General features: G+C 70.4%; 24 protein-coding genes. 9 read left to right on the top strand and 15 right to left on the bottom strand.

Annotated features, from left to right (window positions below; translation table 11 throughout):
* Positions 1–83: 83 nt before the first annotated feature.
* Genes D7V80_RS01885 through ccmA form a run of 7 tightly spaced genes read right to left on the bottom strand, consistent with a single transcriptional unit; the run spans position 84 to position 5,417 of the window.
* Positions 84–644 (bottom strand): redoxin domain-containing protein, encoded by a 561-nt coding sequence (locus D7V80_RS01885; RefSeq protein ID WP_120586510.1) that lies wholly within the window; start codon positions 642–644, stop codon positions 84–86.
* The gene (locus D7V80_RS01880; RefSeq protein ID WP_120586509.1) at positions 641–2,665 is read right to left on the bottom strand and encodes a heme lyase CcmF/NrfE family subunit; all 2,025 of its coding nucleotides are present in this window, start codon (positions 2,663–2,665) and stop codon (positions 641–643) included. Before D7V80_RS01880 ends, D7V80_RS01885 begins: the two co-directional genes overlap by 4 nt.
* Positions 2,662–3,156: a cytochrome c maturation protein CcmE gene (locus D7V80_RS01875; protein ID WP_014395816.1), complete on the bottom strand. Its 495-nt coding sequence runs from the start codon at positions 3,154–3,156 to the stop codon at positions 2,662–2,664. The genes D7V80_RS01880 and D7V80_RS01875 overlap by 4 nt, the downstream gene beginning before the upstream one ends.
* Positions 3,157–3,160: 4 nt before the next feature.
* On the bottom strand, positions 3,161–3,331 hold the full coding sequence (locus D7V80_RS42110; RefSeq protein WP_014395817.1) for a hypothetical protein: 171 nt from the start codon (positions 3,329–3,331) through the stop codon (positions 3,161–3,163).
* A gap of 2 nt (positions 3,332–3,333) precedes the next feature.
* The gene (gene ccsA / locus D7V80_RS01870) at positions 3,334–4,047 is read right to left on the bottom strand and encodes a cytochrome c biogenesis protein CcsA (RefSeq protein ID WP_120586508.1); all 714 of its coding nucleotides are present in this window, start codon (positions 4,045–4,047) and stop codon (positions 3,334–3,336) included.
* A 3-nt stretch (positions 4,048–4,050) separates the two neighbouring features.
* Entirely contained in the window at positions 4,051–4,755 is a 705-nt protein-coding gene (locus D7V80_RS01865) for a heme exporter protein CcmB (protein WP_120586507.1), read from the bottom strand.
* The gene (gene ccmA / locus D7V80_RS01860; RefSeq protein WP_014395820.1) at positions 4,752–5,417 is read right to left on the bottom strand and encodes a heme ABC exporter ATP-binding protein CcmA; all 666 of its coding nucleotides are present in this window, start codon (positions 5,415–5,417) and stop codon (positions 4,752–4,754) included. Before ccmA ends, D7V80_RS01865 begins: the two co-directional genes overlap by 4 nt.
* A 410-nt stretch (positions 5,418–5,827) precedes the next feature.
* On the opposite strand from ccmA, the gene exoL reads away from it, so the two are divergent.
* From exoL to exoP, 5 genes are all read left to right on the top strand, one after another.
* Complete coding sequence (gene exoL / locus D7V80_RS01855; protein ID WP_370452439.1) at positions 5,828–7,081, top strand: spore coat polysaccharide deacetylase ExoL; 1,254 nt, start codon at positions 5,828–5,830, stop codon at positions 7,079–7,081.
* Positions 7,078–8,595 carry a lipopolysaccharide biosynthesis protein gene (locus tag D7V80_RS01850; RefSeq protein ID WP_120586505.1) on the top strand — a complete coding sequence of 506 codons (1,518 nt, stop codon included), beginning with the start codon at positions 7,078–7,080 and terminating at the stop codon, positions 8,593–8,595. The genes exoL and D7V80_RS01850 overlap by 4 nt, the downstream gene beginning before the upstream one ends.
* 103 nt (positions 8,596–8,698) lie before the next feature.
* Entirely contained in the window at positions 8,699–9,229 is a 531-nt protein-coding gene (locus tag D7V80_RS43565) for a serine O-acetyltransferase (protein WP_014395823.1), read from the top strand.
* Positions 9,230–9,263: 34 nt separating this feature from the next.
* Positions 9,264–10,325 (top strand): glycosyltransferase family 4 protein, encoded by a 1,062-nt coding sequence (locus D7V80_RS01840; RefSeq protein WP_120586504.1) that lies wholly within the window; start codon positions 9,264–9,266, stop codon positions 10,323–10,325.
* A gap of 87 nt (positions 10,326–10,412) precedes the next feature.
* Complete coding sequence (gene exoP / locus D7V80_RS01835; protein WP_120564455.1) at positions 10,413–11,615, top strand: spore coat polysaccharide biosynthesis glycosyltransferase ExoP; 1,203 nt, start codon at positions 10,413–10,415, stop codon at positions 11,613–11,615.
* Between the two features lie 65 nt (positions 11,616–11,680).
* On the opposite strand, the gene D7V80_RS01830 is transcribed toward exoP, so the two are convergent.
* Genes D7V80_RS01830 through thiS form a run of 6 tightly spaced genes read right to left on the bottom strand, consistent with a single transcriptional unit; the run spans position 11,681 to position 16,451 of the window.
* Positions 11,681–12,865, bottom strand: coding sequence for a DUF4350 domain-containing protein (locus D7V80_RS01830; protein WP_199738334.1), 1,185 nt, complete (start codon positions 12,863–12,865; stop codon positions 11,681–11,683).
* Positions 12,862–13,746 (bottom strand): DUF4129 domain-containing protein, encoded by an 885-nt coding sequence (locus D7V80_RS01825; RefSeq protein WP_120586503.1) that lies wholly within the window; start codon positions 13,744–13,746, stop codon positions 12,862–12,864. The genes D7V80_RS01830 and D7V80_RS01825 overlap by 4 nt, the downstream gene beginning before the upstream one ends.
* Before the next feature lie 6 nt (positions 13,747–13,752).
* Complete coding sequence (locus tag D7V80_RS01820) at positions 13,753–14,796, bottom strand: hypothetical protein (protein WP_120586502.1); 1,044 nt, start codon at positions 14,794–14,796, stop codon at positions 13,753–13,755.
* A 22-nt stretch (positions 14,797–14,818) separates the two neighbouring features.
* Positions 14,819–15,433, bottom strand: coding sequence for a thiamine phosphate synthase (locus tag D7V80_RS01815; RefSeq protein ID WP_120586501.1), 615 nt, complete (start codon positions 15,431–15,433; stop codon positions 14,819–14,821).
* Between the two features lie 2 nt (positions 15,434–15,435).
* Positions 15,436–16,221 (bottom strand): thiazole synthase, encoded by a 786-nt coding sequence (locus tag D7V80_RS01810; protein WP_120586500.1) that lies wholly within the window; start codon positions 16,219–16,221, stop codon positions 15,436–15,438.
* A gap of 26 nt (positions 16,222–16,247) precedes the next feature.
* Positions 16,248–16,451 (bottom strand): sulfur carrier protein ThiS, encoded by a 204-nt coding sequence (thiS, locus tag D7V80_RS01805; RefSeq protein WP_120530083.1) that lies wholly within the window; start codon positions 16,449–16,451, stop codon positions 16,248–16,250.
* A 337-nt stretch (positions 16,452–16,788) separates the two neighbouring features.
* Here thiS and D7V80_RS01800 point away from each other — a divergent pair, with 337 nt between their 5' ends.
* The 4 genes from D7V80_RS01800 to D7V80_RS01785 all read left to right on the top strand — a co-directional run bounded on the left by D7V80_RS01800 (position 16,789) and on the right by D7V80_RS01785 (position 20,215).
* A complete protein-coding gene (locus D7V80_RS01800; RefSeq protein WP_233585067.1) occupies positions 16,789–17,373 on the top strand; it encodes a hypothetical protein in 585 nt (194 codons plus the stop codon).
* Between the two features lie 219 nt (positions 17,374–17,592).
* Complete coding sequence (locus D7V80_RS01795) at positions 17,593–18,726, top strand: serine/threonine-protein kinase (RefSeq protein ID WP_120586498.1); 1,134 nt, start codon at positions 17,593–17,595, stop codon at positions 18,724–18,726.
* A gap of 64 nt (positions 18,727–18,790) precedes the next feature.
* Positions 18,791–19,798, top strand: a complete 1,008-nt coding sequence (locus tag D7V80_RS01790) for a dipeptidase (RefSeq protein ID WP_120586497.1) — start codon at positions 18,791–18,793, stop codon at positions 19,796–19,798.
* Positions 19,799–19,834: 36 nt separating this feature from the next.
* Positions 19,835–20,215, top strand: a complete 381-nt coding sequence (locus tag D7V80_RS01785; protein ID WP_120586496.1) for a hypothetical protein — start codon at positions 19,835–19,837, stop codon at positions 20,213–20,215.
* Positions 20,216–20,226: 11 nt separating this feature from the next.
* Here D7V80_RS01785 and D7V80_RS01780 read toward each other — a convergent pair whose 3' ends face one another.
* Positions 20,227–20,586 (bottom strand): carboxymuconolactone decarboxylase family protein, encoded by a 360-nt coding sequence (locus tag D7V80_RS01780; protein WP_120586495.1) that lies wholly within the window; start codon positions 20,584–20,586, stop codon positions 20,227–20,229.
* A gap of 30 nt (positions 20,587–20,616) precedes the next feature.
* Positions 20,617–20,886, bottom strand: a complete 270-nt coding sequence (locus tag D7V80_RS01775) for a peroxidase (RefSeq protein WP_120580313.1) — start codon at positions 20,884–20,886, stop codon at positions 20,617–20,619.
* Positions 20,887–20,895 lie beyond the last annotated feature (9 nt).

The following is a 20,895-nucleotide window of genomic DNA, read 5'->3' as shown; positions in this document are numbered from 1 at the left end:
GGATTCCAGGGCTCCCGCGAGGCGGCCCCGGGACTCCCTCTGGAGCTCCCGGGCGCCTGCCTTCCAAGCGGGCTCAAGTTGACTCAGTTTTGACGCGCGGCTTCCGCCGTCGGATGGGCTGCCGGCTGGGTCAGCTCCTGCACCCGGGTGGCCAGCGTCTTCGGGTCGATGGGGCCCACGTGCTTGCCGCGGATGATGCCCTGCGCGTCGATGAAGTACGTCTCCGGCACGCCCGCGACGCCGTAGTCCACCGCCATGCGCGAGCGCTCGTCCATCAGCTGCGGGAAGCTCGCGCCCATGCGGCGCAGGAAGTCGCGCGCGTTGGGCTCCGTGTCCTCGAAGACGACGCCCATGAACACGGCCTGGGAACCCATCTCGCGCGCGCCCCACTCGAGCACCGGGTGCTCGTACTTGCAGGGCCCGCACCACGAAGCCCAGAAGTTGATGACCACCGGGCGGCCCTTCAAGTCCGCCAGCTTCACGGGGTCGCCGCCGTCCAGCGGCTTGAGCGTGAAGTCCGGCGCGGCCGTGCCCTTCAGCATGAAGGGCACCTCGTGCGGGTTGCGCCCGAAGCCCTGGAAGAGGACGAAGAGCAGCGCCGCCCCCACGGCGGCGAACAGCAGGGGAAGCCGCCAGCGCTTCATGCCGCACCCCGCTCGGCGTCCGTGCCCGGCAGGGGAGGCGCCGCGCCCACCGGCGCCGCGTCCGCGCGCAGCACCGCAGCCCGGCGCGCGGGCCAGACGGCGATGAGCGTGCCCAGCATCAGGAGCGGCAGGCTGTACCAGATCCATCCCACCAGCGGGAACACCCAGACGTTGAAGCTCGCCGTGCCCGTCGTCTCGCTGAAGGCCATCAGCGAGATGTACAGGTCCTCCTTCGGCGACTCACGCACCGCGGGCGTGCCCACGGGGTCCGTGCTCCGCTCGTAGTAGTTCATGCGCGGGCGCATCTCCCTCACGTCGCCGTTGGGCGCCGTCACCTCCACGCGCGCGGCGACGTAGGTGCGGTGCGGCTCCTCGCCGCTGGACAGGCCCAGGTACTTCAGCTGGTAGCCGTCCAGCATCATGGTGCCGTCCTTCTTCAGCGTGCCGGACGTGTGCTTCACGTACGCGCTGGAGGCCGCCACGGCGACGATGATGATCACGATGCCCAGGTGCACCACGTAGCCGCCGAAGCGCCGGCGCGCCTTGCTCGTCGCGGTGGTCAGCGCCGTGACGAAGCCCTCCTTGCGCTCGGTCATGCGCACGCGCACCGGCACCACCAGCTCGCGCAGGGTGATGAGGGTGACGAAGCCCGCCAGGCCGAACGTGAGCAGTGGGTACACGCCGCGAAGCCCCGCCGCGTAGCAGGCGAGGGTGATGGCCACGCCCACCGCCGCGGGGATGAGGAACTGCCGGCGCAGCGTGGCCTTGTCCGGCGTGCCCCACGGCAGCACCGGGCCCACGCCCATGAGGAAGAGCACCGCGATGCCGCCCGGCACCGCCATCTTGTTGAAGTACGGCTCGCCCACGCTCACGCGGATGCCGCGCACGGCCTCCGACACCAGCGGGTAGAGCGTGCCCAGGAGCACCGTGAAGGTGATGGCCACGAACACCAGGTTGTTCACCAGGATGCTCGCCTCGCGGGACATCAGCGACGACAGCCGGCCCTCCGGCGCCAGCAGGTGGCCGCGCGTGGCCAGGAGGCCAATGCACACCACCAGCAGGACGGCGATGAAGACGAGGAACGTGGGCCCGATGTCCGACTGGGTGAACGAGTGCACCGAGTTGAAGATGCCGGAGCGGGTCATGAACGTGCCCAGGATGGTGAGCACGAACGACGCCAGCGCGAGGCTCAGCGTCCACAGCTTCAGCATCCGCTTGCGCTCCTGCACCATGGTGGAGTGCATGAACGCCGTCGCGGTCAGCCACGGCAGGAACGACGCGTTCTCCACCGGGTCCCACGCCCAGTAGCCGCCCCAGCCCAGCACGGCGTACGCCCACCACGAGCCCAGCACGATGCCCAGCGTGAGGAACATCCACGCGATGAGCGTCCAGCGCCGCAGGGGCGCCATCCACGCTTCGCCAATCTCCCCGCGCAGCAGGCCCGCGATGGCGACGCCGAACGGCACCGTCATGCCCACGTAGCCCGCGTAGAGCATGGGTGGGTGGATGACCATCAGGAAGTGGTTCTGCAAAAGCGGGTTGGGGCCCGGACCGTCCGCCGGCACCGGCGACACGGCGCCCCAGGGGTTGGCGGGGCCCGCGATGAGGAAGGCGAAGAAGACGCCCACGGCCAGCATGGTGCCCAGCGCCAGCTGCATGTAGCGCGCGTGCTCCTTGCGGTGCACCCAGGCGAACGCCGCCAGGTACACGCCCATGATGAGGCCCCAGAAGAGGATGGAGCCTTCCAGCGCGCTCCACAACGACACGATGGTGTAGAGCAGCGGCGTCGCGCGGCTGCCCACCTGGGCCACGTACTTCACGCTGAAGTCGTGGTTGATGAGCGCTTCCACCATCACCAGGTTGCTGCCGATCATGCACGCGGCGAAGCCCCACACGGCGCGCAGCACCCAGGGGTAGCTGGCGTCGTTGCGGCGCATGCCGCCCACCAGCCCCAGGATGGCGCCGAAGGCGGCGAAGGCCAGGCCCGCGAGGACCAGCCCATAGCCCAGCATTCCGTTCACGGCGCCCCCGGCGGCGTCACGGTCGCCGTGGTGGCGCCTTCAGCCAGCGTGTCCTGCCACTTGCGCGGCTCCTCGCCTTCCTTGGGCGCGCGGTACTCGTTGGAGTGGTTCACCATCAGCCGGTTCGACGTGAAGACGCCGGACTTGTCGTAGGTGCCCTCCACCACGACGCCGATCTTCTCGCGGAACATCTGCGGGGGCGTCTCCAGCGAGCGCACGTGCACGCTCTTGGCGTCCGCCTCCGGGCCGTCCGCCACGCGGAAGTCCAGCGTGGTGTGGGACTCGTTCCACTGGATGCTGCCCGGCTGCACCACGCCGCCCAGGCGGATGGTGGCCGTGTAGGCCTTGTCGCCGTTGGAGATCAGCTCCGACGGGCTCCAGTAATAGACGAGGTTGTCCCCGATGTTGCCGAAGGCGATGAAGCCAAGGCCGGCGCCGGCGAAGAGCAAGGCTCCCAGCGCGATGAGACGGTTGCGGTTGACGGGCGTCATGGGCTCACTCCTTCGAATCGGAAGCGGCGCGGGGACGGCGCGCCCAGAGGGACACCGAGTAGAGCACGAAGGCGGCCACGGTGATGCCGTAGCAGGCCCACACATAGCCCCAGCCACCCTGGAGGCGGCCACTGCCCACCTGGGCCAGGAGCATCAGCGACGTCAGCGAGGTCATGTTCAGGCCACCTTCGAGGAATGGGACGCGCGCAGCGCGGGGTCATCCGTGGGCAGCGCCTCCGGCAGCGCCACCTCCGCCTTCCGCTCCGCGAGCGCGGTGCGGTAGCGGTGCACCATGAAGACGATGAGCAGCGCCAGCATGCCGAACGCCGCCACGCGCAGGGGCAGCACCATCTGCGGGTCCACCGTCTTGGGGCTGGACTGCACCTGGTGGAGGCTGCGCCACCAGCGCACGGAGAACCACACGATGGGCAGGTTGATGGCCCCGATGATGGCCACCACCGCGCTCCACACCGCGCGCTTCTCCGGGTCTTCGACGAAGCGACGCAGCACCAGGTAGCCCGTGTAGGAGACCAGCAGGATGGCCTCCGACGTCAGGCGCGGGTCCCAGGACCAGTACACGCCCCAGGTGGGGCGGCCCCAGATGGCGCCGGTGATCATGCCCAGCGTGCCGAAGAGCAGGCCGACCTCCGCGGAGGCCTCCGCCATCGCGTCCGTCTTCCACGACTGACGCATGAGGTACGTCACCGCGGCCACGAAGTTGATGAACATGGCCAGCATGGCCATCCACTGGAGCGGCACGTGGACGTACATGATGCGCTGCACCTCGCCCATCTCACGGTCCGGCGGTGCCCACGCGAGGCCCAGCCACCAGCCCGCGCCCAGCAGCGCCAGCGTCACCGCCGGCAGGCCAAACTTGACGAACTTGTTCATCCTTCAGTCCTCGATGACCCGGGGAAAAAGCAAGAAGCCCACGCCCCAGTAAATCAGATTGAACCCCAGCAGCAGCCCCTGCCATGAGCCCAGCTGCTGCATCGGGTCACCCTGGAGTACGAGCGTGGTCCCCTTGGCAGCGGACAGGAGGGCCGGGATGACGAGCGGGAACAATAGCAGAGGCAGAAGCACATCCCGGGCCCGGGCATTGCTGGAGATGGCCGCGTACACGGTCCCCGGGGCGCTGAGCGCCAGGCTGCCCAGGACCAGGATGCCCGCCAGGTCACCGACCCCGGTGACGATGCGCACCCCATAAAGGGCCACCATCACCGGCACAAGCACGACCGCCAGCGCCAGCAGCAGCAGGGCGTTGCCCAGCGCCTTGGACAGGAAGATGGCGCGCGCGTCCGCCGGGGCCAGCCGCACGCCGTCCAGGCAGGCGTTCTCCGTCTCCACGCGGAAGGACTCGCCCAGGGACAGCACGCTGGCGAAGAGGATGGCCAGCCACAGGTAGCCGCCCGCGTTGCGCTCCAAGAGCTTCGTGTCCGGGCCCAGCGCGAAGGAGAAGAGCAGCAGCGTGGCCATGGCGAAGAACACCAGCGCGTTGAGCCGCGCGCGGGTGCGCCATTCGATGAGCAGGTCCTTGCGCAAGAGGACGAGCGTCGTCGTCAGCAGACCCGGGCGGCGCTTCGCGTTCGGGGCGCTCATGCCACCACCGCCCGGCCGTCCTGCAGGTGCAGCCGTTCCTCGCACAGGCTCAGACCCTGTTCGATGAGGTGCGTGGCCAGCACCACCGTGGTTCCGCCCGCCTTCAATTCCGCGATGACGCCCTCCATGTCCTGGATGCCCGCCGGGTCCAGCTCACCGAAGGGCTCGTCCAGGAGCGCCAGGGCAGGGGCCTTCATCAACAGCCGCGCGATGGCCAGGCGCTTGCGCATGCCCGCGCTGAAGCCTCGCACCGGGCTGTCCGTGCGGCGGGTGAGGCCCACCCGGTTGAGCAGCGCGTCCGCGACGTCCTGCGGCGCGTCCACGCCCAACAGGCGCCCCAGCACCATCAGGTTCTGCTGCGCGGTGAGGTCCTCATAGAGGAAGCTGGCGTGGGACAGGAGCGCCACGTCGCGGCGCACCGCCTCACGGTCCTTCACGGCGTCGCGGCCCAGCACCTCCACGCGGCCCGCGGTGGGACCGAGCGCGGTGGCGACGAGGCGCAGGAGCGTCGTCTTCCCGGAGCCATTGTGACCGGTGAGCAGCAGCGAACGGCCCGCGGGCAGCGCGTAGGTGAGCCGCGCCAGCGCCCACCGGCGTCCATAGCGCTTGCTCACGTCATGGAGGGCGAGCGCGGGCGCTGATCCAGAGGGGAGAGGGGGCATCGGCGGGCCGTTTCGTAGCCTTAAACCCCGTTGTTCACCAGTGAAACCCCTGGGGTCGCCCGCCGGAGGACAAGAAGTTTTTACGCCTGCTTCTTCCGCTGCTTTCGCCGGGGGACTGAAAGGTTTTCGCCACGGGTGGGCGCGCGACTGCCCTGGTACACCCAGGTACGACCTCCGAAGGGGGGTTCCTGCCCTCCAGGGCACGGGGTTTCCCGGGGTTACGGGTGATTTCCACCACCTACCTGCCCTGGCATCCAGCATGCACACAGGCGGCGCGGGGCCCGGTCCATTGGGGGGAGCGGGCAGACGGCGAAAGCCGCGAGGGAGGCGTGATGGCAGGCAGGGTGTTGCGGCGGGCGGCGAAGGCGGCGGCGGCGGGATTCCTCCACTACAGCGGGGCGCGCAAGGCGATGGCGGCGTACCGCCGTTCGCAGTCGGGGGGCCGGCGCATCCTCATCGTGAGCTACCACTGCGTGGTGAGCGACTTCACCGGGGAGCTTCAGCGCTCCATCCCGGGGCTGCTCATCTCCCAGGAGACGTTCCGCCGTCACCTGGAGCAGGCGCACGCCGCGGGCTTCGAGCTGGCGAGCATTGGCGACGCGGTGGACGTGATGGCGGGCCGCCGCACCGCGAAGAAGGACCTGTTCGTGGTGACGTTCGATGACGGCTACCGCGACGTGTACCGGTACGCGTACCCGGTGCTGAAGCAGATGGGCGTGCCGGCCATCACCTACCTGCCCACGGCGTTCATCAACACGGACAAGCGCTTCAACCACGACCGGCTGTTCCACCTGCTGCGCCGCGTGCAGGAGCGCCGCTTCCGTCCGGACTACGACACCATGCCCAGCCCGTCGGTGGAGCTGCTGGGGCCCATCCTCACCGGGCAGAAGACGACGTCCGCGGCGCTGGACGACTTCATTGGCGAGCACCCGACGCGCGTGCTCACGGGCATCATCGATTCGCTGGAGCAGCAGCTGGGCGGCGGCGCGGACCTGGTGCCGGAGCAGGGCGACGTCATGAACTGGGACGAGGTGCGCCAGATGGCGCGCGACGGCTTCGAGTTCGGCGCGCACACGCTGGGCCACACCGTGCTGACGCTGGAGCCCACGGCGGTGGTGGAGAAGGAGATCGTTGAATCCAAGGAGACCATCGAGCGCGAGGTCGGCGTCCAGGTGAAGGACTTCGCGTACTGCAACGGCTGGTACTCGGATGAGATGATCCGCGTGCTCAAGCAGAACGGCTTCCGCTCCGGCGTCACCACGGAGGACCTGCCCAACCGCGTGGGCGGCGACCCGTTCGCCCTCAAGCGCAAGGTGATGTGGGAGAACTTCAGCCTGGGGATGATGGGGGACTACTCGTCGTCACTCACGGTGTGCCAGTTCGATGACTGCTTCGGCGTGCTGGGCATGAGCCACCCGGTGCTGGGCCACCGTCCGCACGTCCTCGCTCCGGCCGTCAGCGGCACCACCAACGTGCTGGTCCAGGAAGCGGTCGCCGCGGAGGCCGCGCTCGCCCGGGCGACGCCGGTGGAAGTCGTGGACGCGACAGCTCCGGTGCTCGTGACGGAGCCGCGGGTTGCGGCCGCGGTGACGGGTGCGCAGGTCGTGGTGGCGCCGAACGTGGCCCTTGCCCCGGAGGCGGCGAAGCCGGAGGAGCTCCAGTGAGTGCGTCACCCAAGCCGGCCCAGTCCCCGTCGTTCCTGGGGCGGGCCGGCCCGTTGGTGTTGGCCCGGTTGTTCACCGCCGGGCTGACGCTGTCCATTCCGCTCGTGCTCGCCCGGGTGCTTCACCTGGACGAGTACGGCACCTACTACCAGCTGTTCCTCATCGCCACGACGCTGTCGTACGTGCTGCCGTTCGGCGTGGCGCAGAGCCTCTACTACTTCCTGCCCCGCGCGGAGGCGAAGCGGCCGTACCTGGGCCACGCGCTGCTCTTCGTGACGGGCGCGGGCGTGGTGGCGGCGGGGCTGGTGTGGTTCTTCCTGGGCCACGTGGCGGCCTACTTCAACAACCCGGCGCTGATGGAGCACCGCGCGGCGCTGGCGCTCTACACGGCGTTCTTCCTGGGCAGCTACCCGCTGGAGATTTCGCTCACCAGCCAGGGGAAGACGAAGGCGTCCGCGGTGGTGTACCTGGCGTCGGACGCGGTGCGCTCCGGCGTGATGGTGTTGCCGCCGCTGTTGGGCTTCTCCCTGCACGGGATGATGATCGCCGTGGCCTGCTTCGCGGGCCTGCGCTACGCGGCCACGTGGGTGGTGTCCCTGCGCGGATCCACCGGGCCGCTGGTGGACTGGAAGCTGTTCAAGGAGCAGCTGGTGTACGCGGCGCCGTTTGGTGCCGCGATGTTCCTGGCCATCCCCCAGCAGAACGCGCACATGTACGCGGTGGCGGGCGTGGTGGCCCCGGCGGTGTACGCGCTCTACCGGGTGGGCTGCTTCCAGCTGCCGGTGGTGGACCTGCTCTACACGCCCACCAGCGAGGTGCTGATGGTGCGCCTGGGCGAATTGGAGCGCGAGGGCCGGCTGGAGGAGGGCGTGGAGGCCTTCCGGGAAGCGGCCGGCAAGCTGGCGTACGTGTTCCTGCCGTTCGCGGCGTTCCTCTTCGCGGCGGCGCCGGAGTTCGTGGGGGCCATGTTCGGCCAGAAGTTCCTGCCCGCGGTCCCCATCTTCCGGGTGAGCGTGCTGGGCGTGGTGCTGTCCATCCTGCCCATGGACGGGACGCTGCGGGCCCGGGGACAGACGCGGGCCATCTTCGCGTCGTACCTGGTGAAGGCGGTCGTGACGGTGCCGCTCTTGTGGTTCGGCGTGAAGTACTTCGGGATGATGGGCGGCATCGCGTCCTGGGCGCTGGCGGAGATGGTGGGCAAGGGCATGCTGCTGATCCGCGTGCCCAGCGCGCTGTCCACGCCCGAGCGGAAGTTGGGGCTCAAGGACGTCATCCCGTGGCGGGAGCTGGCGCAGGCGTCGCTGGCGGCGTTCGCGGCGGGGGGGGGCATCTTCCTCTTGCGCTCCGGCGTGCATGACACGTGGGTGAACCTGCCGGCGGGTTTCCTGTGGCGGGTGCTGCCCCTGGCGGTGGCGGGGCTGCTCTTCGTGGTGGGGTACGTGGTGGGTCTGTATGCGCAAGGCGTTCGCCCGTGGAGCGCATTGCAGTCCCTCCGTCCCCGCCGGGCGGCCTGATTCACCGTCGGGTATTGCACGCGTGGGGGGCACTTCCCTCCCCACGCGTGGGTACCTACCTTCCAGGCGTCACGGATTTTGGGCGAGGGCGAGGAGAGGCGTGATGGGATTCGACGCGATGACGTTGTACCGGATGGCGCATGGGCTGAAGAAGCGCGGGGTGCCGTTGCTTCCCGCCGTCCTTCGCAAGGCCATCTACTACCTGCACAGCTCCTACATCCCTGAAGACGCGGAGCTCGGCGAGGGGACGCAGTTGGGCTACGGCGGCATTGGCGTGGTCATCCACAAGGCGGCGAAGGTGGGCCGTCACGTCCTCATCTCGCAGCAGGTGACGATTGGCGGACGCTCCGGGTTGGAGGGCGCGCCGGTGATTGGCGACTACGTGCGCATCGGCGCGGGCGCCAAGGTGCTGGGCAACATCCACGTGGGCGACTTCGCGGTGATTGGCGCCAACGCGGTGGTGGTGAAGGACGTGCCGTCGGGCGCGGTGGTCGCGGGCGTGCCCGCGAAGGTCATCCGCCAGGACGCGGATCCGCTCACCACGTACCAGCGTGAGATGGGCCTGCTGCCCCAGCGGACGCCGCCGAAGCTCACCCAGGTCCCACGCCCCTCCGCGCAGGCTTCGGCGCGCTAGGCACTTCGCTTCGTTGGAGAAGGGGGCTTCCTTCATGCGCGTGCTGCTCGTCGGGGACTACCCGCCGCCGTACGGGGGCGTGGCCATCCACGTCCGTCAACTCCATCAATTTCTGCGCGACCGCGGGGTCGAAGCGAAGGTGCTCGATATCGGGAAGGGTGGCCGGCCGGCTCCGGACGTCCTCCCCGTGCACGGCGCCGCCGCCTTCGGCCTGCGGCTCGCGGGATTCACCTCCGCGGGCTGGACGGTCCACCTGCACACCAGCGGCAACAACCCGAAGGCGTGGGTGCTGGCGGCGCTGGTGGGCACCATGCCCGGGCCGCGCTCGCCGCGCGTCATCACCCTGCACTCGGGGTTGATCCCGGACTACCTGGCGGAGTCGCAGGCCCGGCGCGTGTTCGCGCGCACGGCGCTGGCGGGCTACGCACGGGTGGTGGCGGTGTCCCCGGCGGTGCGCGACGCGGTGGTCGCGTGCGGTGTGCCGGAGGAGAAGGTCGTGGTGCATCCGGCCTTCTGCGGTTCGCAGGTGCGGCCCGGTCCGGTGACGCCGGAGGTGGAGGCCGCGCGGGCCCGGCGCGGTCCGCTGCTCTCGATGGCGCACCACCCTTCGCCCGTGTACGGGCGCAAGCAGATGCTCCGCGCGCTGAAGCTCATGGCGGAAGAGCACCCGGGCGTGGGCCTGGCGCTGTTCGGCCCGGGCACGCGCTCCGAGGAGTTCATCCGCGACGCGCGCGAGCTGGGCGTGGCGGGGCTCCTGGAGGACCTGGGCGAGCTGGAGCACGCGAAGGCGCTGGGGCTCATTTCCCAGAGCGACGTCTTCATCCGGCCCACGACGCACGACGGGGACTCCATCTCCGTGCGCGAGGCGCTGGCGCTGGGCGTGCCGTGCGTGGCCAGCGACGTGTGCGCGCGGCCGGAAGGCACGCGCTTGTTCAAGGCCGGGGACGAGCGGGCGCTGGCGCAGGCGGTGCGCGACGCGCTGGCGGCGGGCCCGGCGAAGGTGACGGCTCCGGATGCGGGGCCGGTGATGCTGGACCTGTACGCGGAGTTGCTGCCGTCCGGCATGTCAGGTGCAGGAACCGTGAACGCGGCGTGACGGAGTGGGGACGGGTTGGGGCGCCTTCGAGGGAGAGGGCGCGCTTCAGGGCTTTCAGCACGGAACTTTTGACTTCAGGAGAAGACGATGCGGCGCAGTGAAGAGATGGACCTGTCGAAGCGGGCCCTTCGTGGGCGGGACCTGGTGGTGTTCTCCAACGACTGGGACGGGGATCCGCTGTCGAAGGTCCACATCATGCGGATCCTCTCGCGGGACAACCGCGTGCTGTGGGTGAACAGCATTGGCAACCGCGCGCCCAAGGCGAACGCGCACGACGCGCAGCGGATCATCAAGAAGCTGAAGACGTTCACCCAGGGCATCAAGGAGGTGGAGCCCAACCTCCACGTGCTCGCGCCGCTGGCGATTCCGTTCTACGGCTCGGAGACGGTGCGCCAGGCGAACCGCCACCTGCTGCGGCTCCAGGTGCTTCGCGCGATGAAGCAGCTGAAGTTCGAGCGCCCCATCTCCTGGAGCTTCCTGCCCGCGTCCGCCCCGGTGTCCGGCACGCTGGGCGAGGACTTCGTCGTGTACCACTGCGTGGACGAGTTCTCCGCGTTCAGCGACACGAACGGCAAGCACATCGCGGAGCTGGAGGAGCGCCTCTTGCGCCGCGCGGACATGTGCATCACGTCCGCGGAGCGCCTGTATGAGAACAAGAAGCGCGTGAACCCTCGCACGGTGCTGGTGCGCCACGGCACGGACCACGCGCACTTCGTGAAGGCGTGCGACCCGGCCACGAAGATTCCGGAGGACATCGCGAAGCTGCCCAAGCCCATCATCGGCTTCTTCGGGCTGGTGGCGGACTGGATTGATCAGGACGCCATCATCGCGTGCGCGAAGGCGCACCCGGAGGGCTCGGTGGTCATCGTGGGCAAGACGACGCCGGACTGCGACGACAGCCGCCTGCGCGCGGTGCCCAACATCCACATGCTGGGGCGCAAGCCGTACGCGGATCTGCCGGGCTACAACAAGGCGTTCGACGTGGCGCTCAACCCGTTCGTCATCAACGAGCTGACGCTCAACTCCAACCCGCTGAAGGTGCGCGAGTACCTGGCGTCCGGCCTTCCGGTGGTGTCGTCGGATCTGCCGGAGGTCCGCAAGGTGGGCCTGTGCCGCATCGCCACCACGCCCGAGGACTACGTGAAGCAGGTCAACGCGGCGCTGGCGGACAACCCGGGCCCGAACCGGGAGCGCGCGGAGAAGATCTTCCACGAGAGCTGGGAGGCCCGCGTCGCGGAGATCCGCCAGCACGTGGGTGAGGCGATGCTCGCGGCGGGCAAGAAGCTGTAGGTCCGTTCGGGCGGCAGGGGGGCGCGGGTCCGGAGCGTGTGAGCGCGCCGGACACCGCGCCTTCGTCATTCGCGCGGGTCGTCCCCGCGGCCCGTCACGCGGCGCTCCAGCAGGGCGTAGCGGCGGGCGAGGCGGGTGTAGTCGGCGGGGCGGATGGGGGTGCGCTCCTTCGTGCGCAGCAGGTCTTCCTTCGCGTCCAGGTAGTCGCGCGCGGGCACGCCGCAGGTCTCTTCCAGGAGGCGCGCGGCCTCCGCGTCCGGCAGTGAGGGGGCGATGCCCAGGCGCTCGTGCATCAGGCGTCGCAGGCCGGTGTCGAGCTCCGGCAGCAGCTCCGCCTCCACCTTCGCGCGGCGCATGAGCCAGCCCAGGGAGCGCACGTACTCGCGCGACGAGCGGTGCCGCTCCATGCGCACGGGCCGGGGGGCGCCGAAGCGCGTGCCTCGGGCGACGACGTAGACGAGCCCCACGGCGAGGCTCTGCGCGATGAAGACCCACAGGCCCTGGGCCAGGGGAGGGCGGGTGATGACGGCGTGGTGGAACTCGTCGAAGCGCAGGGGGCCGCGCGCGGCGAGCGCATCCCAGAAGCGCAGGTTGTCGAGCAGCTCCAGGCGCCGGTTCTCCGCGAGGTCCGGGCCCGCGGCGACGTAGACCTCGCCCTGGCCCAGGCCCCAGCGCCACAGCACGCCCGCGCCGCCCAGGCCCGCCAGCGGCACCGCGTCCTCGTGGTCCACGCGCAGGCTCCGGTCCCGGGCCACGCGCAGGAGCGACAGATCGCGCAGCGCGCCCGTGGGCAGCCACACGTCCACGGTGACGCCAGCGGGATCCACCCATTCGGAGGCCAGGCCCTGGTGGTTCGTTCCGGGCAGTGGGCCGGAGACGATGTGCAGCCAGTCCTCCATGCCCGGCTGGTGTTCGCCCAGCGCATGCGGAGACAGGTACACCAGTGTGCCGCCGCCCCGGACGAAGCGCTCGAGCGCGGCGACCTCTTCCTTCGTGATGGGCTGGGCCTGCGGCGCGGCGATGACCAGCGTGCGCGTGCCGGAGGGAATCGAGTCCAGGGATGACGTCTGCGCGCTGACGTCCCGTCCACGTTCCTCCAGGTAGACGAAGAGGGCCTTGAGCCCCAGCGGGCCCGGGTTCGTGATGGACGGCACGGGCGAGTCCGGCGGGGCCTCGTGCGAGGCCAGACCTACCGCCAGCGCCACGGCGATCATCAAGCCCAGGACGGCCGCGACGCGCGCGTTCCTCACGGCCGGACCTCCGCGAGCGAGCCGTGCAGCTGCTCCACGGACTCCACGAAGCGCGTCGCCTCTTCGCGTGACACCGGCTCCAGTGAATAGAAGGCCCGGTCGTACCAGCCGACCAGCCGTTCCACTTCACCCGTCACGCGCGCGGGGGCGCCTCGCGTGGGCAGCTCCGCGGCGAGCTCGCGGTTCGTCTTCACCCGGTCCGGCCGCGCCAGCTTGCGCTGCTCCAGCGTGGACAGCAGGCCCAGCAAGCCTTCACGGATGGCCTCGCGCGCGTCCTCCGTCTCCAGCGCGGTGCGCGCCCGGCCCAGGTGTTCTCCGGGCGTGTCCAGCTCCAGGGGAGCGGCTTCGCCCTCTACTCCCGGCGCGGTCACGGTCTTCCTGCTCCGGCGCCAGCGCACCCGCAGCACGCCGAACAGCACCACCGCCAGCGCCAGGCCCAGCATCACCGCGCGCGTGGCCACCGCGAAGCCCTGCGCGCCCCGGGATTCGAAGAGCCCCTCCAGCCAGTTCTGCAGCTCGCGCAAGAGGCGCGTCAGCAGGTCGCTGTTGCGCTGCCGGGCTCTCGCGAACTCCGGCCGGTCGAGGATGGCTCGCAGCCGCTCGGGTTCGCTCGTCACGCCGGGCGCCACGGCCGGCTCCGCGTCCAGGCGGCACACGGCCTCCAGGTACACGGTGAGCTGCCGGGCCCGCTCGGGCGCCGTCTGTCCGGAGGCTCCGGGCGGCAGGGGCACACCGTCCAGCGCCTCCACCAGCCGGTTCACCTCCGCGTTGAACGCATCCGGCCGTGCGCGCGCCGTGTCCTCGAGCCGGCGCGACACGGCCTCCCGGTCGGCGCACGGGGGCAGGGCGGTCAGCAGGAGGAGCAGGGGCAGGGCGGGCACGGGTTGTCAGGGGGACGGCGTCGCCGGCTCCGCGGTCGCGATCCGCCGCTCCAGGTCCAGGCCCTCGCGGCGCACGCGCATGTCCACGTAGAAGAACGCGGACACCACGAAGCTCAGCGGCGTGAAGAAGGACTGCCCCACCACCTGCAACAGCTCCGCGGGGACGAGCAGCGCCTGCGGGATGGCCGCCTGCGCCGCCGGATCCAACAGGTTGCCACCATAGGCCAGCCGGACGATCCACGCGGGCAGCCCCGACACCAGGCTCACCGCGATGAGGATGCCGCCCACCACCGTGGACAACACCATGGCCCGCACCGTGCCCCGGCCAAAGAAGCCCGGCTCGACGCGGCCCTTCAGCAGGGCACCGGATCGCTTGAACGCCGCCCACGCGCCCACGTCCTCCATCGCCAGCACGGGGGGCAGGAGCATGAAGCGCAGGAAGTACCAGAGCACCGCGGCCAACGCGCCCACGCCCAGCACGATGGCGCCGATGATGATCAACGCGATGCTCAGCACCGTTCCGCCGCCCGTGCCCCTGCCGGTGACGGCCGCGACCACGCCCAACCCCATGACGAGCGAGCCGGGCAGACACAGGAGGAGCGTCACCCCCGCGGCCCACGCGATGGACAGCAGATAGGTCGCGGTCAGGGTGCTCAGGCGCGACACGGCCCGTCGCAGACCTTCCGAGGGGCGCACCGGCTCACCCAGCCGCGCGGGAATCACGTACCGGGCCGCCGCCGTGGTGGCCACCCAGAAGTTCCACACGAGGAACACGTACAGCCCGACCATCAACCCCAGCACGAGGCCGGACTGGGCCAGTGCCTGCGTGGGGTCCGTGCCCGCGGGAGCCCCACCGAACCCGGGCAGCACGCCCACCGTGCGAGTCATCGCGACGGTGAACGCCTTGACCGCGATGTAGTTGAGCAGGTCGAACCCCAGGACCAGCACGAACAGGGGCTTCAGGTGCGCGCGCCAGAACGTCGCCGCACGGTCGATGATTTCTCCGATGGCGAGGGGGCGCAGCTCAACGGAGGTCGGGGAGGGCGTCACGGCCGCGCAGCATAGCGCCGCCTCAGTCGCGCGGGGGCCGGCATGCGTCCAGCAGCGCGCGGGCCGCGGCGAGCGGATCCCCGGCCTCCAGCACGGCGGAGATGACCGCGGCGCCCCAGGCCCCCGGCACCTCCCGGGCCCGCTCCGGCGTCATCCCCCCCAGCGCCAGGGCAGGGCAGGGCAGCCGCTTCGCGAGCCCGCTGAACCCGTGAGGCCCCAGCGTGTCGCGCGTATCCCCCGGCTTGGACCCCGGAGCGAACACGGGGCTCACCAGCGCCAGGTCCGCGCCCACCGCGCTTTCCGCCTCACGCGCGTCATGCACCGCCACGCTCACCCACCGGTCCGCGGGCAGGAACGGGCGCACGTCGCGGGGCGAAGGGCCGGAGGCGGGCAGATGCAGGTGCGCGCCCACGAGCAGCGCGACATCCAGCCGACCGTTCACGAACAGCGTCCGGCCCCGGCACACGTCCGCCAGGAGCCGCGCTTCCTCCAGAAACAGCCGTCCGGAGGCCTCCGGGTGACGGTGCTGCACGGCGACGTCCGGCCCCGCCTCCAGCGCCCGCTCCAGCGCGGTGAGCAACCGCGCCCGGGGCAGCCGCCAGTCCGTGATGACCACGAGGCGGGGCAGGGCGGGCACTGCTACTCCACGAGCCCTTCGATGGGGCTGGACGCGGAGCCGTACGCCTTGCGCGGGATGCGGCCCGCCAGGTACGCGTCGCGGCCGGCCTCCACCGCCTTCCTCATGGCCACGGCCATGCGCACGGGATCCTTCGCGCCCGCGATGGCGGTGTTCATGAGCAGCGCGTCCACGCCCAGCTCCATCGCGATGGCGGCGTCGGACGCCGTGCCCACGCCCGCGTCCACGATGACCGGCACCTTCACCACCTCACGGATGAGCCGCAGGTTGTGCGGGTTGCGGATGCCCAGCCCGCTGCCGATGGGCGCCGCCAGCGGCATCACCGCCGCGCAGCCCGCGTCCTCCAGCTTGCGCGCGGTGATGGGGTCGTCGCTGGTGTACGGCAGCACCGTGAAGCCTTCCTTCACCAGGATGCGAGCGGCCTTCACCGTCTCCTCGACGTCCGGGTAGAGCGTCTTCTCGTCGCCCAGCACTTCCAGCTTCACCCACTTGCTCATGCCCAGCTCTTCCGCCAGCCGGCACGTGCGCACCGCGTCCTCCGCCGTGTAGCAGAGCGCCGTGTTGGGCAAGAGGCGCATCTTGTTGCGGTCAATCCAGTTCATCAGCGACGCCTCGCCCGTCGCCTTCAGGTCCAACCGCCGCACCGCCACCGTGACGAGCTCCGCGCCCGACGCTTCGTGGCACTGCTTCATCACCTCGTGGCTGGGGTACTTCCCCGTCCCGACGATGAGCCGCGAGGTGAACGTCACCCCCGCCAGCGTGAAAGGCTTGTCCGCGATGCCGCTCATGACCGTCTCCTCTCCAGGGCCTGCGCTCACCCGCCACCCACGAAGGTGACGATCTCCACCCGGTCCCCGTCCTGGAGCCGGTGCTCGGGATGACGGGCGCGGCGCACCACCTCCGCGTTCACCTCCACCGCCACCCCCGGGCCACTGCCCAGCTCCAACAGCGCCAGCAGGGACGAAAGGGTGCTGCCCTCTGGCAGCGTCCGCGCTTCTCCGTTGACCCACACGTTCACGGCCTCACGGCTCCTTCCGGCCCCCCTTCGGACGGGGCCCGCCGCTGCCAGTACAAGGGCGGTTCTGCCCTGTCAACGCACAGCCTCCCCCACGCAACAGGCCTGCTTCAGCGCACGGGAACGGATTTTTCGCGCTCGTTTGCGTTTTGTTCCGCCTCCCCAGCAGGCAGGCGGCCTGGGCCTCCCTCGGGCGCGGGCCGCCCCTGCTCATGCCTCCCTGCGTTGCCAAGCGCTGTGCAGGTACGGGGGTAGCGACCAGTTTCTGCCCAACGCCGGGGAACAAATCACCGGCACTCAAGAACACACTCACAGGGGGCGGTCACACATGCGGAAGCTCATGATTGCGGTTACGGCGGTCGCGGGTCTGACGATGGTCACCGGCTGCAAGAAGGATGATGTCCAGGCCCAGCGCGAGGACGTCGCCGAGGCGCGTCAGGAAGCGGCGCAGGAGACGGCGGAGGCGCGTCAGGACGAGAGCCGGGAGCTGGCGTCGGCGCAGGAGAACGCCAACGAGGACGTCGCGGAGGCGCGCCAGGACGCGAACGACAAGATCGCCAGCGCCAACGAGGAGGTCCGTGACGAGGAGCAGGACCTGGCCGAGGCCCAGGCGAACCGCAATGAGGACCTGGCCGAGGGTGGCTCCGGCATGGCCGGCACCACCAGCGCCGCCGCGGCGACCACCGTCAACGGCCGCGTGCTGTCCAAGTCCGGTGACACGCTGACGCTGGTGGACAGCTCCAACAAGGAACTGAAGATCAAGACCAACGACAAGACCGCGCTGATGGACAACGGCAGCCGCGCGGTGAAGCTGGACGACATCCAGGAAGGCTCGCAGGTGCGCGCCTCCTACGTGATGGACGGCAAGGACATGGTCGCCCGCGACGTCACCCTGGTGGCGCCGGTGAAGAAGCTGGACAAGTAACCCCGCGCCTCACGCGCCTGACGTCCTTCCGGACTGGGGAAAATACTTGAAGGCGGCGGCTCCCACCCTCGCGGTGGGGGCCGTTTCCTTTTTAGTCGGGGAGATGCCCGGTGGGGTCGGATGGGGATGTCTGACCCGGGTGGTAGGACGCGGGCGTGAGGAGTTCCTCATGCCTTCCCACCCCCGGGAAGCGCCTCTTCGTCAGGAGCGTCACCCACGATGGCCACCCATCCCCCCGCGTCCTCCGCGTCCCGGCCCTTCATCCTCTTCACCACCGGGGCCACGTCCTATGAGCTGGTGCGCTACCTGGGGTCGCGCGCCGGAGGGGAGCTGCTGCTCGCCCGCCGGCACTACGCGCGCACGCCGGGCGGACTGGTGCTCATCAAGCGGCTGCGCGACGTGACGGATGACGTGGCGAGGGCGCGGCTGCGGGAAGAGGTGAAGCTGCTCATGCGGCTGTCCCACCCGGCCATCGCGCCGGTGTACCTGGTGCGGGTGCATGACGGCGCGCCCCACCTGGTGACGGAGTACGTGGACGGGCCGTGCCTGGAGACGCTGTCCAGCTTCGCGGCGCTGCGGCGGCGGCCCTTCTCGGAAGCGTTCGCCGCGTACGTGGGCGCGGAGGTGGCGGACGCGCTCCACCACGCCCATTCGCTGGAGGACGCGCGCGGCCTGCCCGTGGGCGTGGTCCACCGCGACATCAGCCCCCGCTCCCTGCGCGTGGACGTGCACGGGCGGGTGCGGCTGTCGGACTTCGCGCTCGCGTGGTCGCGGATGCCCGGGCGCGTGGTGACGGAGCCGGGGCTCGTGCGCGGGGACGTGGCCTATGCGTCGCCAGAGGCGCTGGAGGGCCTGCCGCTGGATGGCCGCGCGGACCTGTTCTCCCTGGGCATGGTGCTGCTGGAGCTGCTCACCGGACTGCACCTGCTGGACCTGGACGACGTGGAGCGCGCCGCCCAGCAGGCCCAGCCCGTGCCCGGAACGCGCGGGCTGTGCGCGGAGACGCCCAGCTGGCTCCCCGCGCCGCTGATGGCCGCGCGCATGGCGTGCCTGACGCCGGCCCACGTGGAGCAAGCCACGCGGGGGCTGTCGCCGGGCATGCGGACGGTGCTCCAGCGGGTGCTCCAGCGCGACCGCGACCTGCGCTTCCAGACGGGCGCGGAGCTGCGGGACGCGCTCCGGGGCCTGCTGAACGCGGAAGGGCGGCCCTATGGTCCCCCTGAAGCGCTGCGCGAGGTGTCGGAGGTGCGCACGGACGCGCTCGTGGACCCGGCGGGGGCGGCGGAAGCGGGGCTCCCGCTGGAGGACGACCTCTGGGATGGCTGCGATGACGACGGCGCGGAATGGACGTGAGGTGTGACAGCGGGAGGTCCCGGGGCGCTTGTCATCGCGGGAGGCCGTGACGAAGACTGCTGGCATGGGTGACGTGAAGGAACTGCACCGCCAGTGGTGCATCGCGGATGGACACGCGGATTCGCTGATGTGGAACCGCGACCTGTGCGAACGGTCGACGGAGGGGCACGTGGACTTTCCCCGCCTGCGCGAGGCGGGGGTGAAGCTGCAGTGCTTCACGCTGGTGACCCGGGGCTTCCCGTTCATTGGCGGCTTCCCGCTGTTCGCCGCGTGGCGCAAGTGGCCCCGCGAGGCGCGCGGCAGCGAGTGGACGCGCGCGCTCTGGCAGATTGAAAAGCTGGACGCCTTCTGCGCCCGCTCCGGGGACACCGTGCGCGTCGCCACCACGGGGGCGGGGCTGGAGGACAACCTCGCGCACGGGCGGCTGTCGGCGGTGCTGGGCGTGGAGGGCGGCCACGCGATTGAAGGCCAGGTGGGGCGGCTGGCGGAGCTGCACCGGCGCGGGGTGCGCTTCATGGGGCTCACGCACCTGTCCAACAACGACCTGGGCGGTTCGTCGTTTCCCATGATGGGCAACCGGGGGCTGACGCCGCTGGGGCACCAGGTGATGGAGGAGATGGCCCGCCTGGGGATGAGCGTGGACGTGGCGCACGCCTCAGAGCAGACGCTCACGGACCTCTTCGCGCATCCCACGGTGCGCTACTTCTGTTCGCACACCGGCGTGCGCGCGGCGGGCGGCGGCTGGCGCAACCTGTCCGATGCGGCCCTGCGCACCATTGCCCAGCGCGGCGGCGTGGTGGGCATCATCCTGGCGCCGGTGTACCTGGGCGGCGACACGTGGGACGACGTGGTCCGCCACGTGGAGCACGCCGTGGACGTGATGGGGGTGGAGGGCGTGGGCGTGGGCAGCGACTACGACGGCATGGTGGCGCTGCCCCGGGGCATGCGCGATGTGACGGATCTTCCCCGACTGACGGAGGCGCTGCTCAAACGACACCCGGAGTCCTGGGTGGAACGTGTGATGGGTGGCAACTTCCGGCGTTACTTTCGGGAGACGCTCGGCGGCGGTTGACAGCGAAAAACCTGTCGCGAAGAGTCGCCGGCACCCATGAACCGTCTTCCCCTCGCGCTCTTGTCCCTCGTCGCTTTCTTCCTTCTTTCCGGCTGTGGCGGGCCGGGTTCGGGCGACTCGTGTGACGGCGGCGAGTACGTGTGCCAGGACGACGCGCAGGCCCTGGAGTGCCGCAACGGCATCTGGCGCGCGCTCGCGTGCCGGGGGCCGCTGGGCTGCCGGGAGCTGGCGGACAGCGTGCGGTGCGACACGTCCCTCAACCAGGAGAACGACGGGTGCTCCATTGCCGCGGAAGGCAAGGGCGTGTGCAGCCCGAACGGCGCCGCGCTCCTCACGTGCCAGCAGGGCGTGCTGGTGAAGAAGGCGGATTGCTCGTCGTGCGCCGTGCAGGACTCGGAGGCCGTCTGCCAGCCCTGACTCCGGCGATGTCAGCGCTCTGGTTCCCCTCCTGACCTGGGTGGGGAACCAGGAGGGGGCGCGGGCAGGTAGCCCCCCGCGGCCATGCGCTTCCCGGACCGTTCATACATGGCCGGCGAGAGGCCCTGGACGCCGGTGCCGTCAATCCACCGGTTGTAGAAGTTGAAGAGGGCGCAGACGGAGACCGCGTCGTAGACGGCCTCGTCCGACCAGCCGGCCGCCTTCATGCGCTCCACGTCCTCGCGGCGCACGTCCCCCGGTGTGTCGTTGAGTTTGTCCACGAAGGCGAACAGCGCCTTCTCGGCCTCCGGGATGGGGGCCGTCTTCACCTCGTCCAGCACCGCCTGGACGTGCTCCTTGCTGCCCAGCAATTCCGCCGCGACCGCGGCGTGAGAGCCCGTTCAAAATACGCAGGCGTTGCGCCGCGACGTGTACGCGGCGATGAGCTCCCGCAGTCCGGCGGACAGCGGAGACGGGCCGCGCATCACCTCGTGGGTGAAGGCGGACAGCGCGTCCGTCATGCGAGGCTTGAACGCGAACAGGTGCCAGATGCCCGGCGGCGTCATGCCCCCGGCCCGCGCCATGGCGATCATCTTCCCGTAGTGCCCGTCGGACTCGTGCGACTCCACGTCGGGCAGGTACATGTTTTCCGGAGCGGGGGACTTCATCATCGCGCACTT

The organism is Corallococcus sp. CA054B (assembly GCF_003611625.1).
Classification (GTDB): domain Bacteria; phylum Myxococcota; class Myxococcia; order Myxococcales; family Myxococcaceae; genus Corallococcus; species Corallococcus coralloides.
The sequence above is the reverse complement of the archived record's forward strand: the minus strand, read 5'-3'. Positions and strand labels throughout refer to the sequence as shown.

Bases quoted from the DNA above. Each gene is read 5' to 3' on its own strand.
- ccsA (WP_120586508.1), bottom strand. From the start codon at position 4,047: ATGAACAAGTTCGTCAAGTTTGGCCTGCCGGCGGTGACGCTGGCGCTG.
- exoP (WP_120564455.1), top strand. From the start codon at position 10,413: ATGCGGCGCAGTGAAGAGATGGACCTGTCGAAGCGGGCCCTTCGTGGG.
- D7V80_RS01865 (WP_120586507.1), bottom strand. From the start codon at position 4,755: ATGAGCGCCCCGAACGCGAAGCGCCGCCCGGGTCTGCTGACGACGACG.
- D7V80_RS01810 (WP_120586500.1), bottom strand. From the start codon at position 16,221: ATGAGCGGCATCGCGGACAAGCCTTTCACGCTGGCGGGGGTGACGTTC.
- D7V80_RS01875 (WP_014395816.1), bottom strand. From the start codon at position 3,156: ATGACGCCCGTCAACCGCAACCGTCTCATCGCGCTGGGAGCCTTGCTC.
- D7V80_RS01785 (WP_120586496.1), top strand. From the start codon at position 19,835: ATGAACCGTCTTCCCCTCGCGCTCTTGTCCCTCGTCGCTTTCTTCCTT.
- ccmA (WP_014395820.1), bottom strand. From the start codon at position 5,417: ATGCCCCCTCTCCCCTCTGGATCAGCGCCCGCGCTCGCCCTCCATGAC.
- D7V80_RS01885 (WP_120586510.1), bottom strand. From the start codon at position 644: ATGAAGCGCTGGCGGCTTCCCCTGCTGTTCGCCGCCGTGGGGGCGGCG.
- D7V80_RS01795 (WP_120586498.1), top strand. From the start codon at position 17,593: ATGGCCACCCATCCCCCCGCGTCCTCCGCGTCCCGGCCCTTCATCCTC.
- exoL (WP_370452439.1), top strand. From the start codon at position 5,828: ATGGCGGCGTACCGCCGTTCGCAGTCGGGGGGCCGGCGCATCCTCATC.
- D7V80_RS01790 (WP_120586497.1), top strand. From the start codon at position 18,791: ATGGGTGACGTGAAGGAACTGCACCGCCAGTGGTGCATCGCGGATGGA.
- D7V80_RS01775 (WP_120580313.1), bottom strand. From the start codon at position 20,886: ATGATGAAGTCCCCCGCTCCGGAAAACATGTACCTGCCCGACGTGGAG.
- D7V80_RS43565 (WP_014395823.1), top strand. From the start codon at position 8,699: ATGGGATTCGACGCGATGACGTTGTACCGGATGGCGCATGGGCTGAAG.
- D7V80_RS01840 (WP_120586504.1), top strand. From the start codon at position 9,264: ATGCGCGTGCTGCTCGTCGGGGACTACCCGCCGCCGTACGGGGGCGTG.
- D7V80_RS01800 (WP_233585067.1), top strand. From the start codon at position 16,789: ATGATTGCGGTTACGGCGGTCGCGGGTCTGACGATGGTCACCGGCTGC.
- D7V80_RS42110 (WP_014395817.1), bottom strand. From the start codon at position 3,331: ATGACCTCGCTGACGTCGCTGATGCTCCTGGCCCAGGTGGGCAGTGGC.